The following is a 17,155-nucleotide window of genomic DNA, read 5'->3' on the forward strand; positions in this document are numbered from 1 at the left end:
CCGGCAGGAAGCGTGCTCGGACGACGTCTACAATGCAGCCTTTCAAATAACAAACACAGCGAGGGCTGCAGCTCATGACCCACGGAATTCACGGCGAGAAGCGCTGGTACGCGCTGATCGCCCTCTGCCTCGGCGTGCTGATGATCGTGCTCGACAGCACGATCGTGAACGTCGCGCTGCCGTCGATCAGCACCGACCTCCACTTCACCGAAACCGCGCTGGTCTGGGTCGTCAACGCGTATCTGCTGACGTTTGGCGGCTGCCTGTTGCTCGGCGGCCGGCTCGGCGACCTGTACGGCCAGCGGCGCATGTTCCTCGCGGGCCTCGTCGTGTTCACGCTCGCATCGCTCGGCTGCGGCCTCGCGCAATCGCAGACGATGCTGATCGCCGCGCGCGCGGTGCAAGGCTTCGGCGGCGCGATCGTGTCGGCCGTGTCGCTGTCGCTGATCATGAACCTGTTCACCGAGCCGGGCGAACGCGCGCGCGCGATGGGCGTCTACGGCTTCGTCTGCGCGGGCGGCGGCAGCATCGGCGTGCTGCTCGGCGGGCTGCTGACCAGCTCGCTGTCGTGGCACTGGATCTTCCTCGTCAATCTGCCGATCGGCATCGCCGTCTATGCGATGTGCGTCGCGCTGCTGCCGCGCATGCGCGCGCCGGCCGGCGCCGCGCGGCTCGACGTCGCCGGCGCGATCACCGTGACCGCGTCGCTGATGCTCGCGGTCTACGGGATCGTCGGCGGCAACGAGGCCGGCTGGCTGTCGGCGCAGACCATCGTGCTGATCGGCGCGGCCGCCGCGCTGCTCGCGCTGTTCGTCGCGATCGAGGCGCGCGTCGCGCATCCGCTGATGCCGCTCACGCTGTTCGCCGCGCGCAACGTCGCGCTCGCGAACGTGATCGGCGTGCTGTGGGCGGCCGCGATGTTCGCGTGGTTCTTCCTGTCCGCGCTGTACATGCAGCGCGTGCTCGGCTACGGGCCGCTGCAGGTCGGGCTCGCGTTCCTGCCGGCGAACCTGATCATGGCCGCGTTCTCGCTCGGGCTGTCCGCGCGGATCGTGATGCGCTTCGGGATCCGCGGCCCGATCGTGGCCGGCCTGCTGATCGCCGCCTGCGGCCTCGCGCTGTTTTCGCGCGCGCCGGCGGACGGCAGCTTCGTGTGGCACGTGCTGCCCGGCATGACGCTGCTCGGCATCGGTGCGGGCGTCGCGTTCAATCCGGTGCTGCTCGCCGCGATGAGCGACGTCGATCCGGCCGATTCCGGGCTCGCGTCGGGCATCGTCAACACCGCGTTCATGATGGGCGGCGCGCTCGGCCTCGCAGTGCTCGCGAGCCTCGCGGCCGCGCGCACCGACGCGCTCGCGGCCGCCCATGCGACACCGCTCGACGCGCTGAACGGCGGCTATCACGCGGCGTTCGCGGTCGGCGCGGCATTCGCGGCCGCAGCCGGGCTGCTCGGGCTTGCGCTGCGCGTCCGCCGCGAGGACGCCGTGTCGGACGTCGGGCCGGCGATGCACTGACGGCCGTCCCGGCCTGAGCCCGGGCGTGCGCCGCCCCTCGTTCGTTGCCCCGGCCTGCCCCGCCGGCGGGGCGTTGGACCGAATCCCGGCCGGCGTCGATGGCACGCCCGACCGCACCGCGGCGCACGTTCAAACAACCGTTTTACCTGCCGCCGGCGACGCGGCCTGCGGCCCCTCCGGCCGATTTTTAACGTAGTCGTACACCGGAGCGTCACTTTTGCGACAATGGCAGACTTTGACGCGCGCGCCGCGGCCGCGCACCGCCGCCGACCACCGCATAACCGCCTGCTTCCGATGTCGCTTCCCCATATCGATCTGCTGTACTCCCTGTCCGGCCTGTTCGTCGGCGTTCTCGTCGGGCTGACGGGCGTCGGCGGCGGTTCGCTGATGACGCCGATCCTCGTGCTGCTGTTCGGCGTCCACCCCGCGACGGCAGTCGGCACCGACCTGCTTTATGCCGCCGCGACCAAGGCCACGGGCACGCTCGTGCACGGACTGAAGGGGTCGATCGACTGGCGCATCACCGGCCGGCTCGCGGCCGGCAGCGTCCCGGCCGCGGCCGTCACGCTGTGGCTGCTGCACACGCACGGGATGAATTCGCCGTGCACCGCGCGGATGATCCAGCTGGTGCTCGGCTTCGCGCTGCTGCTCACGTCGGTCGCGCTGATCTTCCGTCCTCAGCTGACGGCGCTCGCCGCGCGCAATCCGCTCGCGCCGAGCCCTGCACGCACGCTGTGGTCGACCGTGCTGACGGGCGCCGTGCTCGGCGCGCTCGTGTCGATGACGTCGGTCGGCGCCGGCGCGATCGGCGTGACCGTGCTCCTGCTGCTGTATCCGCTGCTCGCGACGACCCGCATCGTCGGTTCCGACATCGCGCACGCGGTGCCGCTCACGCTCGTTGCGGGCATGGGCCACTGGCTGCTCGGCTCGGTCGACTGGTCGATGCTGCTGTCGCTGCTGCTCGGCTCGCTGCCCGGCATCGTGATCGGCAGCCTGTTGTCGGCGCGCGCGCCCGAGCGGCTGCTGCGCAACCTGCTCGCCGCGACGCTCGTCGCGGTCGGCGTGCGGCTCGTGCTCGCATAAGCGCGGCGGGGCGGCTCGCCAACGCCGCACGCGCGGCGATCCCCCACCGCAAGCCCGCGCATCGTGCGCCGGCGATTCATCTGAAAAAACAGCGCGACCGGCTCACCCCGATCGGGATGTCGTCCATCCGGTATACCGAACCCGCGCTGCCCCGCATACAGCCAGGCCGCCGGAGCCGCGGCGTGGTGCTTGCTGCCCCAGCTGCTTCGGTTGCTGCTGCTTCGTCTGCGGCGTGCGCGCCTGCAGCTTCAGCATGCGCTAAAAGCGGTGCGGTGCGCGAGGATGCCGTCGTAGCGCGTGCCGTGCCGACAAAAGCCGACGGAAAGCGATTCCGGACGTGAAAACAAAAAGCCGGACGACTGTCCGGCTCCGGGCCTGCGGCGCGACGCACGCCGTCAGAGCGGCACGTCGATCGCGCCGGCCCCGGCCGTGATCGCGTTCGCGCCCGGCGCGGTCGCGATCGGCGGCAGGTTCGCGCTCGTCAGCGCGGGCGCGGCGCCCGGCGTGCCGCCGCGCGGCACCGTGCGGATCACCTGCGACGGCGGCAGCGGCGTGCCGCTCTTCAGGTGCCGCCACATCAGATTCAGCGCCTGCAGGTCGTAGTAATGAACCGGAACGAAGCGCGTGTCGAAGCCCGCGACCGGCAGGAACGCATCGAAGTGCTGCCCGTTCGTCACCTCGTAGAACACGAGTTGGCTGCGGCCGCCTTCGCTGATGCTGTTCTGCGCGACGTACGCGCGCGACGCGTGGTTCACCGGCACGAGCGCGTCGCTGCGGCCCTGCACGATGATCGCGGGCTTGCCCTGCAGGTTCGCGTTCACGCGCACCGCGTCGACGTTCGCCGGCATGTCGAGCATCCCGTTGGTCCACAGCTGACGCAGGCACAGCGCACCCGCGAAGCTCGCGTCGGGCGTCGCGAGCCGGTGATCGACGCCCGCGCCGGTGTTGAACACCAGATTGATGCCGGCCGTCGGCGGCACGCCGTTGCCGAGCCCGAACACGGCCGGCATCGGCGACGCGGCGGGCGCCGCGACCGCGCCCGTCGCCGCGTTGGTCGTCGCAAAGCTGAAATTGCACAGGTTGTCGGTCACGCGCGAGCGCGTGTACGCGTTCGCATAGGTGACGGCGATCGCCGGGATCGCCTGCGAATCCCACATCGACGCCTGCAGCAGGTCGGAATCGGCGAGATAGCCGGCCGCATGCAGCTGCGCGAGCGCGTCGGCGGCCTGGCTCGGCGTATCGGCGCCCGACACGAGCCCCGCCGCCGCGAGCGTCGCGCAGCGCTGCGTGCGGATCGCCTGCGTGGTCGCCAGCGGCAGTCCGCTCAGGTACGGCTCGCCCGCGAGCGACGCCGACGCGGCCGCGCACGGCTGCAGCAGGTTCGCGAGCGTCGCGTAATCGGCGAGCGGCCGGCCGAACGACGGCACCGGCTGGCCGCCCTCGCGCACGACCGCGTTCGGCGCCATCCGCACGTTGACCTGCGGCTCGCCGACGACGACCGCGGTGATCCAGCGGCGCGTGTCCTGCTCGGCCGCCGCGAGCGCCGCGCCGCCGCCGTTGCTGACGGACGCGGCGATCGTCGTGATGTCGCCGGGGCGGTAGCGCACGCCATGATGCGTCGCGTCGAGCTGCGGGCCGAACCGTTCGTTGAGCGCCCAGTACGCGAATTCGACCGCCTGCAGCGTCGATCGGCCCCAGTCCTGTTCGGGATTCTGCTGCGAATGCGCGTGCTTGAACGCGTAGCGGTTCGGGAAGCGGTTGTTGAACGCGGCCAGGTCGCCGCTCGTCACGTTCGCGGTGAAGAGGCTGGCGCTCCCGGCCAGCACTGCGTCGGCGAGCGTGCCGTCGATCAGCGTGATCGTGTCGGAGCCGAGCTCGTGCGCGCCGTTGCCGCTGCCCTTGTCGTTGTACGCGACCGCGCAGCCGCGCTTGAGGCCCCATTCGCCGGCCGCCGAAATCGCGCCGTACACGCCGCGCGAACCCGACGACGTCGCGGTGACGATGCACGGCTGCGCGGGATCGAAGCTCGCGGGCACCTGCACGAGCAGCGTCACGTTCTTGCGGCCGCTGCCGTCGTCGGAATACGCGAGATATTCGGTGCCGGGGATCTTGCCTTCGCCGAGCGTGTCGTTGCCGTCGAGGTCGACGTTCGGCCCCCAGAAGCGGCCGTAGCCGCCGTTCGCGCTCATGTCGACGAGCGCGCGGTAATTCGACCAGATCGCGACGCGGCGCAGCTCGGCACTCGTCGGCCGCGCCGGATTCGCGAATGCGGGCGCCGTGGCGGCGGCAAGGCCCGTCTTGCCGAGGCCGGCCGTCAGCAGGTCGTCGCTCGTGCCGTCATACGCGGTCGTGCGCACGCTGCCGGACACGAAGCCGGGCAGCCGGTTGCGTTCGGCCGATTCGTCGCCGTTGCAGGCGCCGAGCAACGTGAGCGCGGCCAGCGCCGCGCCGACAAGAATTCGACTCCCCCACCCGTGCGTCGTCATTGCCGCCTCCCGATATGGATATCGTTATCAGCCGGCCGCCGTGTCGTGCGCGGCGCGCGGGCTCTGAAGAAAACGCCGGGCCGACTGCGGTTTTGCACCCGGAGAGCGCCCTCCGAAAGGCGCCGGTCGCGAAGCCTGTCGCGCAACGACAGGTCCGGCCCGTCTGAAGCGCAAACGGGCCCCGGCACGCCGGGGCCCGCGTGGAAGCGGGCGCGAGCAACGCTCGCGCGCCGCCGCCGACGTTACTGCTGCTGGACCGTCAGCTTGTTCGAGACCGACGTCACGCCCTTCACGCCCTTCGCCGCCTCTTCCGCCTTGTCGATCTGAGCCTGGTCGGGCACCGTGCCCTCCAGCGTGATCGCGCCGCCCTTCGAACGCACGACGAGGTTCGACACGTCGATGCCGCCTGCCTTCGTAATGGCCTTGCGCACCGCGTAGCCGAGCTGGCGGTTGGCCTTCTTCGCGGTCTTGGCCGCGGCCTTCGGCGAGCTCGCCGCCGCGGCCGGCGCTTCGGTGGCCGCCGCATCGCTCGACTGCGCGTACACGCTGCCCGTCAGACAGGCTGCCACGGCTGCAACACCCAACGCTCTCAACACGATCGACTTCATGCTATCTCCTTATGACTTCGGAACGGCCGTGCACAGTACGGCCGGATACCCCCAAAGGCAGCCGGCCCGCGCGCGAACGGGCGGGACGGCCGATGATTTCCACGGCGATGCGAGAGAGGCGGCACGGGCCGGCAGCCGGCGCACGCGAATGCGGGCCGGCCGGGCCGGACAGCCGCCGCCCGGACGCGCCCGGTCTCATTGCGTGCCGGGTCGCGCGCGAATTCGGGCGCGGCTGCGTCGCACAATGTAATCCAGCGCCCGCGGAAGCGCAAAGCTTTTGACGCGCAGCCTGCCGGCGCGGGCCTGCCCGGGTGCCCACGCATGCGCGCCGGCGACGGCCGCCGACTCGCGCACGCGATGCGAAACCGGGTACCATCGCCGCCAGAACGCGCATCGTGCGCATCGCCCGAGACGGTCGTCATCGGCACGTCACGCGCGTGTCATCCATCGATTCCATGAAGCCAGCCAGCCCCCGCCCGCCCCGCCGCATCCTCGCCCGCTTCGTCGCGGTGTCGTGGCGCGACCTCGCGCTGTCGATCGGCCCGACCGTGCTGCTCGCGGCCGCGGCGGTCTGGCTCGCGGTCAGGCTGATCCAGCCGGCGCCGCCGTCCACGCTCGTGATCTCGGCCGGGCCGCCCGGCAGCACCTACTGGAACGCCGCGCAGAAATACAAGGCGATTCTCGCGAAGAACGGCGTCACGCTCGACGTCGAGTCGTCGGAAGGATCCGCGCAGAACCTCGCGCGGCTGTCGAACCCGAACGCGCCGGTCGACGTCGGCTTCGTGCAGAGCGGCATCGGCCCGAAGGAGCGCGACGAACGCCTGGTTTCGCTCGGCAGCATCGGCTACGTGCCGCTCGCGATCATGTACCGCGGGCCGGTCGTCGCACGCCTGTCCGACTTCAACGGCAAGCGGCTCGCGCTCGGCGCGGAAGGCAGCGGCGCGCGCGAACTCAGCCTCGCGCTGCTGAAGATGAACGGCATCGTGCCGGGCGGTTCGACCGAACTGCTGCCGACCGCCGGCGAGGATGCCGCGATCGCGCTGCTCGACGGCAAGATCGACGCCGCGTTCCTGTCCGGCGACTCGACGCAGATCCCGGTGATGGCGAAGCTGTTCCGCGCGCCGGGCGTGCACGTGTACTCGTTCACGCAGGCCGAGGCGTACGCGCGGCGCTTTCCGTACCTGACCGCGATCACGCTGCCGATGGGCGTCTACGATCTCGGCCGCAACCTGCCGCCCGCCGACATCCACACGGTCGCGCCGACGATCGAGCTCGTCGCGCGCGATTCGCTGCATCCCGCCTTGTCCGACCTGCTGATCGAAGCCGCGCGCGAAGTGCACGGCCACGCGACGATCCTGCAGCACGCGGGCGAGTTCCCGTCGGCCGTCACGCGCGGCTTCCCGCTGTCCGACGATGCCGCCCGCTATTACAAGTCGGGCAAGACGTTCCTGTACCGGCGGCTGCCGTTCTGGGTCGCGAGCCTCGTCGACCGGCTGCTCGTCGTGGTCGTGCCGCTGATCGTCGTGCTGATCCCCGGGCTGCGGCTCGTGCCGTCGCTGTACGGCTGGCGCGTGCGCTCGCGCATCTACCGCTGGTACGGCGCGCTGATCGCACTCGAGCGCCGCGCGCTCGGCGAGCATACGGCCGACGAGCGCGTGCGGCTGCTCAACGAGCTCGACGACATCGAGGAAGCCGTGAACCGGATGAAGATGCCGCTCGCGTACGCGGGGCAGTTCTACGTGTTGCGCGAGCACATCGGCTTCGTGCGCGAACGGCTGACCGCACATGAGCTCGATGCGGCGGCCAATCCGACGACCGCGACCACCGCGACGCCGCCGACCACCTCGGCCACGCCGGGCGCCGGCACCGCCGCGGCGCAACACAACGAACACGACGCGCCGCCGCCGGGCGGCGAGCCCCCTCGGGCGACTCCCGGTTCCGCGTGAGCGGCCGATCCGCGATCATTGCTGCATCCGCGCGCCGCCGCGTAACATGAAGGCCGCCGCGAGGCGCGCACGCCCCACCTTATGGAGATCGTCATGACAACCGGCCTCGACACTACCCAGCCCGCGTGGTTCTTCGACTTCGTGTCGCCGTTCTCCTATCTGCTGCTCGAACAGCATGACAAATGGCCCGACGTGCCGTTCGAACCCGTTCCCGTGTCGCTGCCCGACCTGCAGCGCCACTGGGGGCAGCGCCCGAGCGCCGACGTGCCGGCCAAGCGCGTGTTCACGTACCGCCACGCGCTGTTTCGCGCGGAGCAGCTCGGCATTCGCTTCAAGATGCCGCCCGCGCATCCGTTCGATTCCGACAAGGTGCTGCGTCTCGCGATCGCGTTGCGCGCCGACATCGCGACCGTGCTTGAGATGTTCCGCTTCATCTGGCACGACGGCAACGATCCGTCGACGCCGGACGGCTTCGCGGCGTTGTGCGAACGCGTCGGCGTCGGCCACGGCGACGAGCTGATCGAATTCGAGGAGACGGGCGCGCAGTTGCGCCGCAACACCGACGATGCGATCGCGCTCGGCGTGTTCGGCGTGCCGACGTTCTGGATGAACAAGCAGCTGTTCTGGGGCGAGGACGCGCTGCCGATGGTGCTGTATTGCGCGCGCACGCCGAACTGGCTCGAGTCGCGCGAGGTGAAACGGATCAGCGCGCTGCCGAAGGGCCGCGCGTGATGGCCGGTATCACGCACGGCGACGCGCGGCTGCGGTAAGGTTACGCGTCCCCCGAATCACGCTCCATCGATGGAAGACGACGACCGTACCGCCTCGCTCGATATCTGGCTCGTGCGCGTATTGCGCACGCTGCTGCTCGAGCGCAGCGTCACGCAAACCGCGCTGCGGCTGAACCAGACGCAGCCGGCGATCAGCACCGCGCTCCGCAAGCTGCGCGAGACGCTGAACGACCCGATTCTCGTGCGCGGCAAATCCGGGATGGTGCCGACGGAATACGGCGCGTCGCTGCTCGGCGCGGCGTCGCGCGCGCTGCGCGAGGTCGACTTCATCGCGACGCCGCACGGCGACTTCGATCCGTCGTCCGCGCGGCGCACGTTCCGCGTCGCCGCGCCCGACTACCTGAACGATTTCTTCATGCCGACGCTGATCGAGCGCTTTCGCGACGCGGCGCCGCATGCGCATCTGGAAATCGACTCGCTGAATCCCGCGCTCGATCACGCGGACGCGCTCGAATCGGGCGCGCTCGATCTCGTGATCGGCAACTGGCCGAAGCCCGATCCGCACTTCGCACGCCAGGACCTGTTCTCCGACACGATCGTGTGCCTGATGCGCGACGCACATCCGCTCGCGCGCGAACCGCTCACCCGCGACGCCTACGCGGCAGCCGCGCACGTCGCGCCGACCCCGTACACCGGCGACAAGCGCAATGCGATCGAGATCGGCCTGGCACGCGCGCGCCTCACGCGGCGGATCGTGACGACGCTGCCGTACTTCGGCATCGTGCCGCAGGTGCTGCTGCAGTCGGACCTGATCTTCACGACGACGCGCCGCTTCGCGACGCACTATGCGCAACTGCTGCCGCTCGTCGTCGTCGCGCCGCCCGTGCCGTTTCCGCGCATCAAGAGCTACCTGCTCACGCACCCGCAGCCCGATCGCCCGACCGACATCGCGTGGCTGTGCGCGCTGATGCAGAGCGTGTCCGACGAGCTGACGGCCGCACGCGCGCGCAAGCGCTGAAGCGGACGCGGCGCGCAACGACGACCGCTCCCGCTCACGAAGCGCGGCCGCTCAGGCCGTGCAGAACGTTTCCTGCAGATGGGTCCAGCGCACGACGCCTGCCGCGTCGCGTTCGAACACGGCCGTCGCGCGGCGCGCGGGCAATTCTCCCGATGCCGCATGCTGCGCTTCGATGTAGGTGAGCGTCACGTGCGACGCGTCGGCCGCGAGCACGCGGAGGTCCGACAACGCGATGCGCAACCCCGGCTTCGCGCCGCCGAGTTGCGCGAACAGCGCGCGCAGGCCGTTGCGGTCGAGCAGGCGGCCGTCGGTCAGGATCATCGTGAAATCCGTGGAGAAGGACGCGAGCAGCGCGTCGAGCGCCGCGGGCGCGGTATCGGCGCCGGACAGCCAGCGCTCGATGGCGGCGACGCTCGCATCGAGCGCGTCGAGATAGACCTGATGATCGGACATGGCGGGTGCGCGAAAGGCGCGCGGCCCGATGCCGCGCGATCCGTGCAGTGTAGGCAAAAGTCCGCGGACGTGCGCGTAACGTATCGGCCGCTCGGCGTCATCGCGCACAGCTGACGTCGTCGCGCGCGCGTCCCGCCGCCGCGGCCTTCGCATCGGCCACCGGCATCCCCGAGCGGGCCTGCAGCAGTTCCGCGCAGACGGCCACCGCGATCGCGCCCGGCGCCTTGTCGACGATCCCCGCGACGCCGATCGGACACACCATCTCCACGAGCCGCGCCGGATCGACACCGCGCGCCGTGAGGCGGCGCTCGAACTTCACGCGCTTGGTGCGCGAGCCGATCATCCCGAAGTACGCGAAATCGCGCCGCCGCATGATCTGCGCGGCGAGCGAGAAGTCGAGCGCGTGGTTGTGCGTCATCACGAGGAAGTACGCGCCGGGCGGGGCCGCGTCGACGATCGCCTCCGGCGTGTCGGTCGGCTCCGGCTGCACGTTCGGCGGACATTCGTCCGGAAACAGCTCGTCGCGCGTGTCGACCCATTGTACGACGCACGGCAATGCGCCGAGCAGCGTGACGAGCGCGTGACCGACGTGCCCCGCGCCGAACAGCACGATGTGCATCGGCGCCGGCGCCGCGATCGCGCGGTTGCGCTGGCCGGTGCCCGGCGCGAACGTGGCGACGCCGTTCATCTCAGCCTGCCTTCGCGGCACTCGCCGCGCGCACCGCCTGCACCGCGCGCAGGATCGACTCGCCGGTGGCCGGCGCGTCGAGCGGCGGATTCACGCGATACTCGCCGACCGCGGCAATCGCATCGCGCACCGCGAAGAACACCGAGAACGGCAGCAGCAGCGGCGGCTCGCCGACGGCTTTCGAGCGGTGGATGCTGTCCTCCACGTTGCGGTTCTGGAACAGCCGCACGTTGAACTCCGGCGGCGTATCGTTGACGGTCGGGATCTTGTACGTGGACGGCGCGTGCGTCATCAGCTTGCCGGCCGCGTTCCACCACAGCTCCTCGGTCGTGAGCCAGCCCATCCCCTGGATGAACGCGCCTTCGACTTGGCCGATGTCGAGCGCCGGGTTCAGCGAAGCGCCGACGTCGTGCAGCGCATCGACGCGCAGCGTGCGCATTTCGCCCGTCAGCGTGTCGATCACGACTTCCGATACCGCCGCGCCGTACGAGTAGTAGTAGAACGGCCGGCCCTGCAGCTTCGACTGGTCCCAATGCAGCTTCGGCGTCGCATAGAAACCGTCTGACCACAGCTGCACGCGTGCGAGATACGCCTTCGCGACCACCTCGCCGAACGGCACGCTCGCGCCGCCGACCCACACGAAGTCGTTGCCGAACTTCACGTCGGCCGCAGCGACGTTGCCGTCGCCGAACTGCTTGGCCGCGAACGCCGCGAGCCGCTCGCGCAGCTGGCGCGCCGCATCCTGCGCGGCCTTGCCGTTCAGGTCCGAACCCGTCGACGCGGCCGTCGCGGACGTGTTCGCGACCTTGCTCGTGTCGGTCGCCGTCACGCGGATCCGGCCGAAGCGGATGCCGAGCTCGTGCGCGACGACCTGCGCGACCTTCGTGTTGAGCCCCTGCCCCATCTCCGTGCCGCCGTGGTTCACGAGCACCGAGCCGTCCGTGTAGATGTGCACCAGCGCGCCGGCCTGATTGAAGTGCGTGACGTTGAACGCGATCCCGAACTTCACCGGCGTGAGCGCGATGCCCTTCTTCAGCACCGTGTTGCGTGCGTTGAATTCGCGCACGCCGGCGCGCCGCGCGCGGTAGTCGCTCGTCGTCTCGAGTTCGCCGAGCAGCTCGTGCAGCACGTTGTCCTCGATCGTCTGCCCGTAAGGCGTCACGTTGCGCTCGGTCTTGCCGTACAGGTTCGCGTAGCGCACGTCGAGCGGATCGCGGCCGAGCGAGCGAGCGATGTCGTCGAGGATGTATTCGATCGCGAACGCGCCCTGCGGGCCGCCGAAGCCGCGGAACGCGGTGTTCGACTGCGTGTTGGTCCTGCCGCAGTAGCCGGCGATGTCGACGTCGCCGAGCCAGTACGCGTTGTCGAAGTGGCACACGGCGCGCGTCATCACCGGGCCCGACAGATCGGCGGAGAAGCCGCAGCGCGACGTCATGTCGAGCGCGACGCCGTCGATGCGGCCGTCGTCGTCGTAGCCGACGTCGAAGCGGTAATGGAAGTCGTGCCGCTTGCCGGTGATCATCATGTCGTCGTCGCGGTCCGGCCGCAGCTTCACCGGGCACAGCAGCTTCCACGCGGCGAGCGCCGCGCAGCACGCGAAGAGGCCCGACTGCGATTCCTTGCCGCCGAACCCGCCGCCCATCCGCCGGCATTCGACCAGCACGTTGTGCGACGCGACGCCGAGCACGTGCGCGACGAGATGCTGCATCTCGCTCGGGTGCTGCGTCGAGCAGTACACGTGCATCCCGTCGTCGTCCTTCGGCACCGCGTATGCGATCTGCCCTTCCAGGTAGAACTGTTCCTGTCCGCCGAGCAGCATCTCGCCCGACTCGCGATGCGGCGCGGCGGCGAGCCTTGCGGTCGCATTGCCGCGCGCGAGCTTCAGCGGCGGAATCACGTAGGTTTCGGCGTTGCGCGCTTCCTGCGCGGTCAGGATCGCGGGCAGCTCTTCGTACTCGACCTGCGCGCGGCGCGCGGCGAGCCGCGCGATGTCGTGCGACGTCGCGACGACGATGAACATTGGCTGGCCGACGAACTGCACGATGCCGTTCGCGAGCACCGGATCGTCGTGGATGATCGGCCCGCAATCGTTGACGCCCGGAATGTCGTCGGCCGTGAACACGGCGACCACGCCGGGGGTCGCGCGCACCGCGTCGAAATTCATCGACACGATCTTCGCGTGCGGCTTCGCGGACAGCCCGAGCGCCGCATGCAGCGTGCCGGCGACGAGCGGAATGTCGTCGGTGTAGGTCGCGCGGCCACTCACGTGCAGGTGCGCGGATTCGTGCGGACGCGACACGTGCACCTGTGCGGCGTCGGCCTGCGGGTCGAGGGTGTTGAGGAACGGTTCTGCTTGCTGGTTCATGTTCGGTATTCTCCGTCGTCAGACGCGCACCGCGTCGTCGGCAACGTCAGCGGCGGCTTCGGCGGCCACTTCGCGCACGTTGAGCGCCTGCGGCGGCAGCGGGTCGTGCGGACGCGTCTCCAGCCAGAAGCGATACATCAGGTTCTTCGCGGTATCGAGCCGATACGCGCTCGTCGCGCGCATGTCGGACAGCGGCTGGTAGTCGCGCTCGAGCGCCTGCATCGCGGCGTGCGCGGTCGCTTCGTGCCACTGCGCGCCGTCGAGCACGCTTTCCGCGTGCGCCGCGCGCTTCGGCGTCGCGGCCATTCCGCCGAACGCGATACGCGGCGCGCGGATCAGCTCGCCGTCCGCGATGAACGCGAACGCCGCGCACACGGCGGAAATGTCTGAGTCGAACCGCTTCGACAGCTTGTACGTGCGGAACTGCAGCTTCGCGCGCGCGCCGGTGCGGGTCGGCACCTTCACGCCGACGACGAATTCGTGCGGCGCCATGTCCTTCTGCTGATAACCCGTGTACAGCGCCTCGAGCGGCAACTCGCGCACCGTGTCGCCGCCGCGCAGCACGACGCGCGCGCCGAGCGCGATCAGGCCCGGCATCGAGTCGCCGATCGGCGAGCCGTTCGCGACGTTGCCGCCGAGCGTCCCCGCGTTGCGGATCGGCAGCGACGCGAAGCGCTTCCACATCTCGGTCAGCTCCGGATACGTGCCGGCGAGCGCCGCGTACGCGTTTTCGACCGTCACGCCCGCGCCGATCTCGATCCAGTCGTCGCCGTGCACGATCCGCTGCAGTTCGGCGATCTGGCCGACGTAGATCAGGTCGTCGAGGCGGCGCAGCTGTTTCGTGACCCACAGGCCGATGTCGGTGCTGCCGGCAAGGAGTCGCGCGTCCGGGCGCGCCGCCTTCAGCGCGGCCAATGCGTCGAGCGTGCGCGGCGCCGCGAACTGCGCGCCGTCGGCCGTCGTGTACGTGAACGTGTCGTCGCGCTTCAGCGACGCGAGCGTGCGCGCGAGCGCCGCCGTGTCGACCGGCGCCGACGCAGCGGGTGCGCCTTCGCCGTTCGCATCGAACATCCGCACCGCCGCGTCGACGATCGGCCGGTAGCCGGTGCAGCGGCACAGGTTGCCGGTCAGCGCGTCGGCGATTTCCGTGCGCGTCGGCACGGACTTCGCGTTCTCGCACGCGCTGCCGCAGCGTTCGTGGCCATGCTTTTCGTACAGCGCCCACATCGACATCACGAAGCCCGGCGTGCAGAAGCCGCATTGCGAGCCGTGGCAATCGACCATCGCCTGCTGCACCGGGTGCAGCGAACCGTCCGGCTGGCGCAGGTCTTCGACCGTCAACAGCGCCTTGCCGTCGAGCGTCGGCAGGAACTGGATGCAAGCGTTGACGGCCTTGAACGCGACGGCGCCCGCGTCGGTCAGCTCGCCGACGACGACCGTGCACGCGCCGCAGTCGCCTTCCGCGCAGCCTTCCTTGGTGCCGGTGCAATGCGCATCCTCGCGCAGGTACTGCAGCACGGTGCGGGTGACGTCCGCGCCGCTGACTTCGCGGATCGCGTGACGATGGTAGAAGCGGATCGGCTCACTCATGTCTCTATCATTCTTCAAGCGGGGGCAAGGCGGCCTGCGCGGGGCGCTCGGCCGACGTGTTTCTGACAGTTTGCACGCTATCACCGCCAAATTCCGCAACCCATAGCCCATCACGCATGCGGCCCATATAACTGCCGCGATATGCGCGCGAGCGCCGTGCGGCGGGCTTCCCGAACGTTACGGGGCTTGCGGTTCGGGCGTGCGGCCGCCGATGCGCCGGCGCGCCGTCGTCAATGAAACGGGTCCGGATTAACTAAACGGTCCCTGCGGGAAAACCGGTTCCATGGGAAAATCCCGATTCCGTTTTTCGCCGTCTTCCGTTCCGTTTCGCTCATCTGTTCCGACCCCATGTCAACCGATTCCGCCACACCGCCGCGCAGCGGCGTTGCCGTCACGCTGCAAATCGTGTCGGTCGTCTGCTTCACGTTCATCTGCTACCTGACCATCGGCCTGCCGCTCGCGGTGCTGCCGGGCTTCGTCCATGACGACCTCGGCTTTTCGGCGATCGTCGCCGGCGGTGCGATCAGCGTCCAGTATTTCGCGACGCTCGCGTCACGCCCGCTCGCCGGGCGCTTGGCCGACACGCTCGGGCCGAAGCAAACGGTGCTGCGCGGCCTGATCGGCTGCGGCGTGTCCGGCGTGCTGCTGCTCGTCGCGTTGCTGCTCGCGCACTGGCCGGTCGCGAGCCTCGTGCTGCTGGTCGCGAGCCGGCTCGTGCTGGGCGTCGGCGAAAGCCTGTGCGGCACCGGCGCGATCCTGTGGGGCATCGGCCGCGTCGGCGTCGCGCACAACGCGAAGGTGATCTCGTGGAACGGCATCGCGACCTACGGCGCGCTCGCGCTCGGCGCGCCGGTCGGCGTCGCGATCGCGCATACGCTGAATCCGGCGCTGATCGGCGTGATCGTGATCGCGCTCGCCGCGCTGGGCTTCCATCTCGCGCGGCTGATCGATCCCGTGCCGGTCGTGCATGGCGAGCGGATGTCGTATGCGAGCGTGTTCACGCGCGTGCTGCCGCACGGCCTCGGCCTCGCGCTGGGCTCGGCCGGCTTCGGCTCGATCGCGACCTTCGTCACGCTGTACTACGCGGCGCGCCACTGGCCAAACGCCGCGCTGTCGCTGACCGTGTTCGGCACGCTGTTCATCGGCGCGCGCCTGCTGTTCGCGAACACGATCAAGACCTACGGCGGCTTCCGCGTCGCGATCGTGTCGTTCGCGTTCGAGTGCTCGGGCCTCGTGCTGCTGTGGCTCGCGCCGGTGCCGCACGTCGCGCTCGTCGGCGCGGCGCTGACGGGATTCGGCTTCGCGCTGATCTTCCCGGCGCTCGGCGTCGAAGCGGTCGCGCTGGTGCCGCCCGCAAGCCGCGGCGCGGCGCTGTCCGCGTATTCGGTTTTCCTCGACCTGTCGCTCGGCATCACCGGCCCGCTTGCCGGCTATGTGGCCGGCGCGTTCGGCTATCCGCAGGTGTTCCTGTTCGCGGCCGTGGCGGCTGCGGCGGGCGTCGCGCTGTCGATGATGCTGTATCAGCGGCAGGCGCGGGTCGCGGGGAGCGGTGCGGCGGCGTGACGCACGTTGCCGCATGCGCAATGCGGCCAGCATCCCGGCCCTGCAAAGAAAACGCCCGCATCGCGCGGGCGTTTTGCATTTCCGGCGGCCGAGCCGCTCAAGCGGTCCTCAAGAACAACCGCCGCGCCAGATCGAACGCGACGAGATTGCCGGCCACGACGAGCAGCAGCCCGATCACCGCCAGCGGCGACCATTGGTAGCCTTCGAAGACCGTCGACACGGCGAGCGCGACGATCGGGAACAGCACCGTGCAGTACGCGGCCCGCTCGGGCCCGATGCGTCCGACGAGCGTCAGATACGCGGTGAAGCCGATCACCGAGCCCGGCACGGCGAGATAGACCAGCGCGCCGAGATAGCGCGGGCTCGGGTCGATCGTGAACGGCAGCCCGGCCGCCGCGCTGCCGACCGTCAGGATCGCCGCGCCGATCAGCATCGCCCAGCCGTTGGTCACGAGCGGGTGCAGCCCCATCGACTGCATCCGGCTCGACAGCAGGTTGCCGGCCGAGAAACACATCGTGCCGGCGAACGCGATCGCGAGGCCCGCCCAGGTCGCGTGATCGTCGAGGTGGCCGGCCATCTGCTGCCAGAACAGGCACGCGATGCCGGTCAGTCCGAGCAGCGCGCCGGCGATCGCGGACGGCCGCAGCGGGCGGCCCATGAACAGCCGGCCGTTGATCGAATTCAGCAACGGCGCGGTCGAGAAGATCACCGCGACGAGCCCGCTCGGCACGACCTGCTCGGCATAGTAAAAGCACAGGAAATTCAGGCAGAACAGCGCGGCGCCCTGCGCGACGAGATAGCGCCACGCTTCGCGCGGCGGGCGCACCGGCCGGCGCATCACGCGCAGCAGCGCGAACAGCACGGCGGACGCGAGCCAGAAACGCCACGCGATCGACACGGGCGGCGGCACGGCGCCGAGTTGCCACTTGATCGCGATCCAGGTGGTGCCCCAGATCAGCACGGTGACGAAATAAAGCGACAGGTTCATGGCGGCAACGAAGCGGAACGAGTGAAACGGACACCGACTATGCGGCTGCACCGTCCGTGCGGATTGTCCGGAATTGCGGTTTTTTTCCGGGCGCCGCGCGGCGTGCATCGCGCGCGCTTATA

General features: G+C 69.9%; 13 protein-coding genes. 6 read left to right on the forward strand and 7 right to left on the reverse strand.

The annotated features are described in order from the left end of the window. The first annotated feature begins 74 nt into the window (after positions 1-74). Both BSE24067_RS27460 and BSE24067_RS27465 read left to right on the forward strand, forming a co-directional pair. Positions 75-1,514, forward strand: a complete 1,440-nt coding sequence (locus BSE24067_RS27460) for a DHA2 family efflux MFS transporter permease subunit (RefSeq protein WP_151065077.1) — start codon at positions 75-77, stop codon at positions 1,512-1,514. 294 nt (positions 1,515-1,808) lie between these two features. Further along, entirely contained in the window at positions 1,809-2,597 is a 789-nt protein-coding gene (locus tag BSE24067_RS27465; RefSeq protein ID WP_151065076.1) for a sulfite exporter TauE/SafE family protein, read from the forward strand. A gap of 395 nt (positions 2,598-2,992) precedes the next feature. Here the strand turns inward: BSE24067_RS27465 and BSE24067_RS27470 are convergent, their stop codons facing one another. Both BSE24067_RS27470 and BSE24067_RS27475 read right to left on the reverse strand, forming a co-directional pair. After that, positions 2,993-5,083 (reverse strand): D-(-)-3-hydroxybutyrate oligomer hydrolase, encoded by a 2,091-nt coding sequence (locus BSE24067_RS27470; RefSeq protein ID WP_151065075.1) that lies wholly within the window; start codon positions 5,081-5,083, stop codon positions 2,993-2,995. 242 nt (positions 5,084-5,325) lie between these two features. Next, complete coding sequence (locus BSE24067_RS27475; protein WP_151065074.1) at positions 5,326-5,691, reverse strand: BON domain-containing protein; 366 nt, start codon at positions 5,689-5,691, stop codon at positions 5,326-5,328. A gap of 455 nt (positions 5,692-6,146) precedes the next feature. Here BSE24067_RS27475 and BSE24067_RS27480 point away from each other — a divergent pair, with 455 nt between their 5' ends. The 3 genes from BSE24067_RS27480 to BSE24067_RS27490 all read left to right on the forward strand — a co-directional run bounded on the left by BSE24067_RS27480 (position 6,147) and on the right by BSE24067_RS27490 (position 9,386). Further along, positions 6,147-7,637, forward strand: coding sequence for a TAXI family TRAP transporter solute-binding subunit (locus BSE24067_RS27480; RefSeq protein WP_151065073.1), 1,491 nt, complete (start codon positions 6,147-6,149; stop codon positions 7,635-7,637). Positions 7,638-7,730: 93 nt separating this feature from the next. After that, positions 7,731-8,369, forward strand: coding sequence for a 2-hydroxychromene-2-carboxylate isomerase (locus BSE24067_RS27485; RefSeq protein WP_151065072.1), 639 nt, complete (start codon positions 7,731-7,733; stop codon positions 8,367-8,369). 69 nt (positions 8,370-8,438) lie between these two features. Then, on the forward strand, positions 8,439-9,386 hold the full coding sequence (locus tag BSE24067_RS27490) for a LysR family transcriptional regulator (RefSeq protein WP_151065071.1): 948 nt from the start codon (positions 8,439-8,441) through the stop codon (positions 9,384-9,386). Between the two features lie 51 nt (positions 9,387-9,437). Here the strand turns inward: BSE24067_RS27490 and BSE24067_RS27495 are convergent, their stop codons facing one another. The 4 genes from BSE24067_RS27495 to xdhA form a co-directional block, all read right to left on the reverse strand. Then, positions 9,438-9,839, reverse strand: coding sequence for a polyketide cyclase (locus tag BSE24067_RS27495; protein WP_151065070.1), 402 nt, complete (start codon positions 9,837-9,839; stop codon positions 9,438-9,440). A 97-nt stretch (positions 9,840-9,936) separates the two neighbouring features. Continuing rightward, positions 9,937-10,527, reverse strand: a complete 591-nt coding sequence (gene xdhC / locus BSE24067_RS27500; protein WP_151065069.1) for a xanthine dehydrogenase accessory protein XdhC — start codon at positions 10,525-10,527, stop codon at positions 9,937-9,939. 1 nt (position 10,528) lies between these two features. Continuing rightward, positions 10,529-12,892, reverse strand: a complete 2,364-nt coding sequence (xdhB, locus tag BSE24067_RS27505; protein WP_151065068.1) for a xanthine dehydrogenase molybdopterin binding subunit — start codon at positions 12,890-12,892, stop codon at positions 10,529-10,531. Between the two features lie 18 nt (positions 12,893-12,910). Next, complete coding sequence (gene xdhA, locus BSE24067_RS27510) at positions 12,911-14,482, reverse strand: xanthine dehydrogenase small subunit (protein WP_151065067.1); 1,572 nt, start codon at positions 14,480-14,482, stop codon at positions 12,911-12,913. Between the two features lie 348 nt (positions 14,483-14,830). On the opposite strand from xdhA, the gene BSE24067_RS27515 reads away from it, so the two are divergent. Then, positions 14,831-16,045: an MFS transporter gene (locus tag BSE24067_RS27515; RefSeq protein WP_151065066.1), complete on the forward strand. Its 1,215-nt coding sequence runs from the start codon at positions 14,831-14,833 to the stop codon at positions 16,043-16,045. Between the two features lie 97 nt (positions 16,046-16,142). On the opposite strand, the gene BSE24067_RS27520 is transcribed toward BSE24067_RS27515, so the two are convergent. Continuing rightward, positions 16,143-17,033 (reverse strand): DMT family transporter, encoded by an 891-nt coding sequence (locus BSE24067_RS27520; RefSeq protein ID WP_151065065.1) that lies wholly within the window; start codon positions 17,031-17,033, stop codon positions 16,143-16,145. Positions 17,034-17,155 lie beyond the last annotated feature (122 nt).

Origin of the sequence: Burkholderia latens (assembly GCF_902499045.1) — a bacterium.
GTDB classification, from domain to species: Bacteria; Pseudomonadota; Gammaproteobacteria; order Burkholderiales; family Burkholderiaceae; genus Burkholderia; species Burkholderia latens.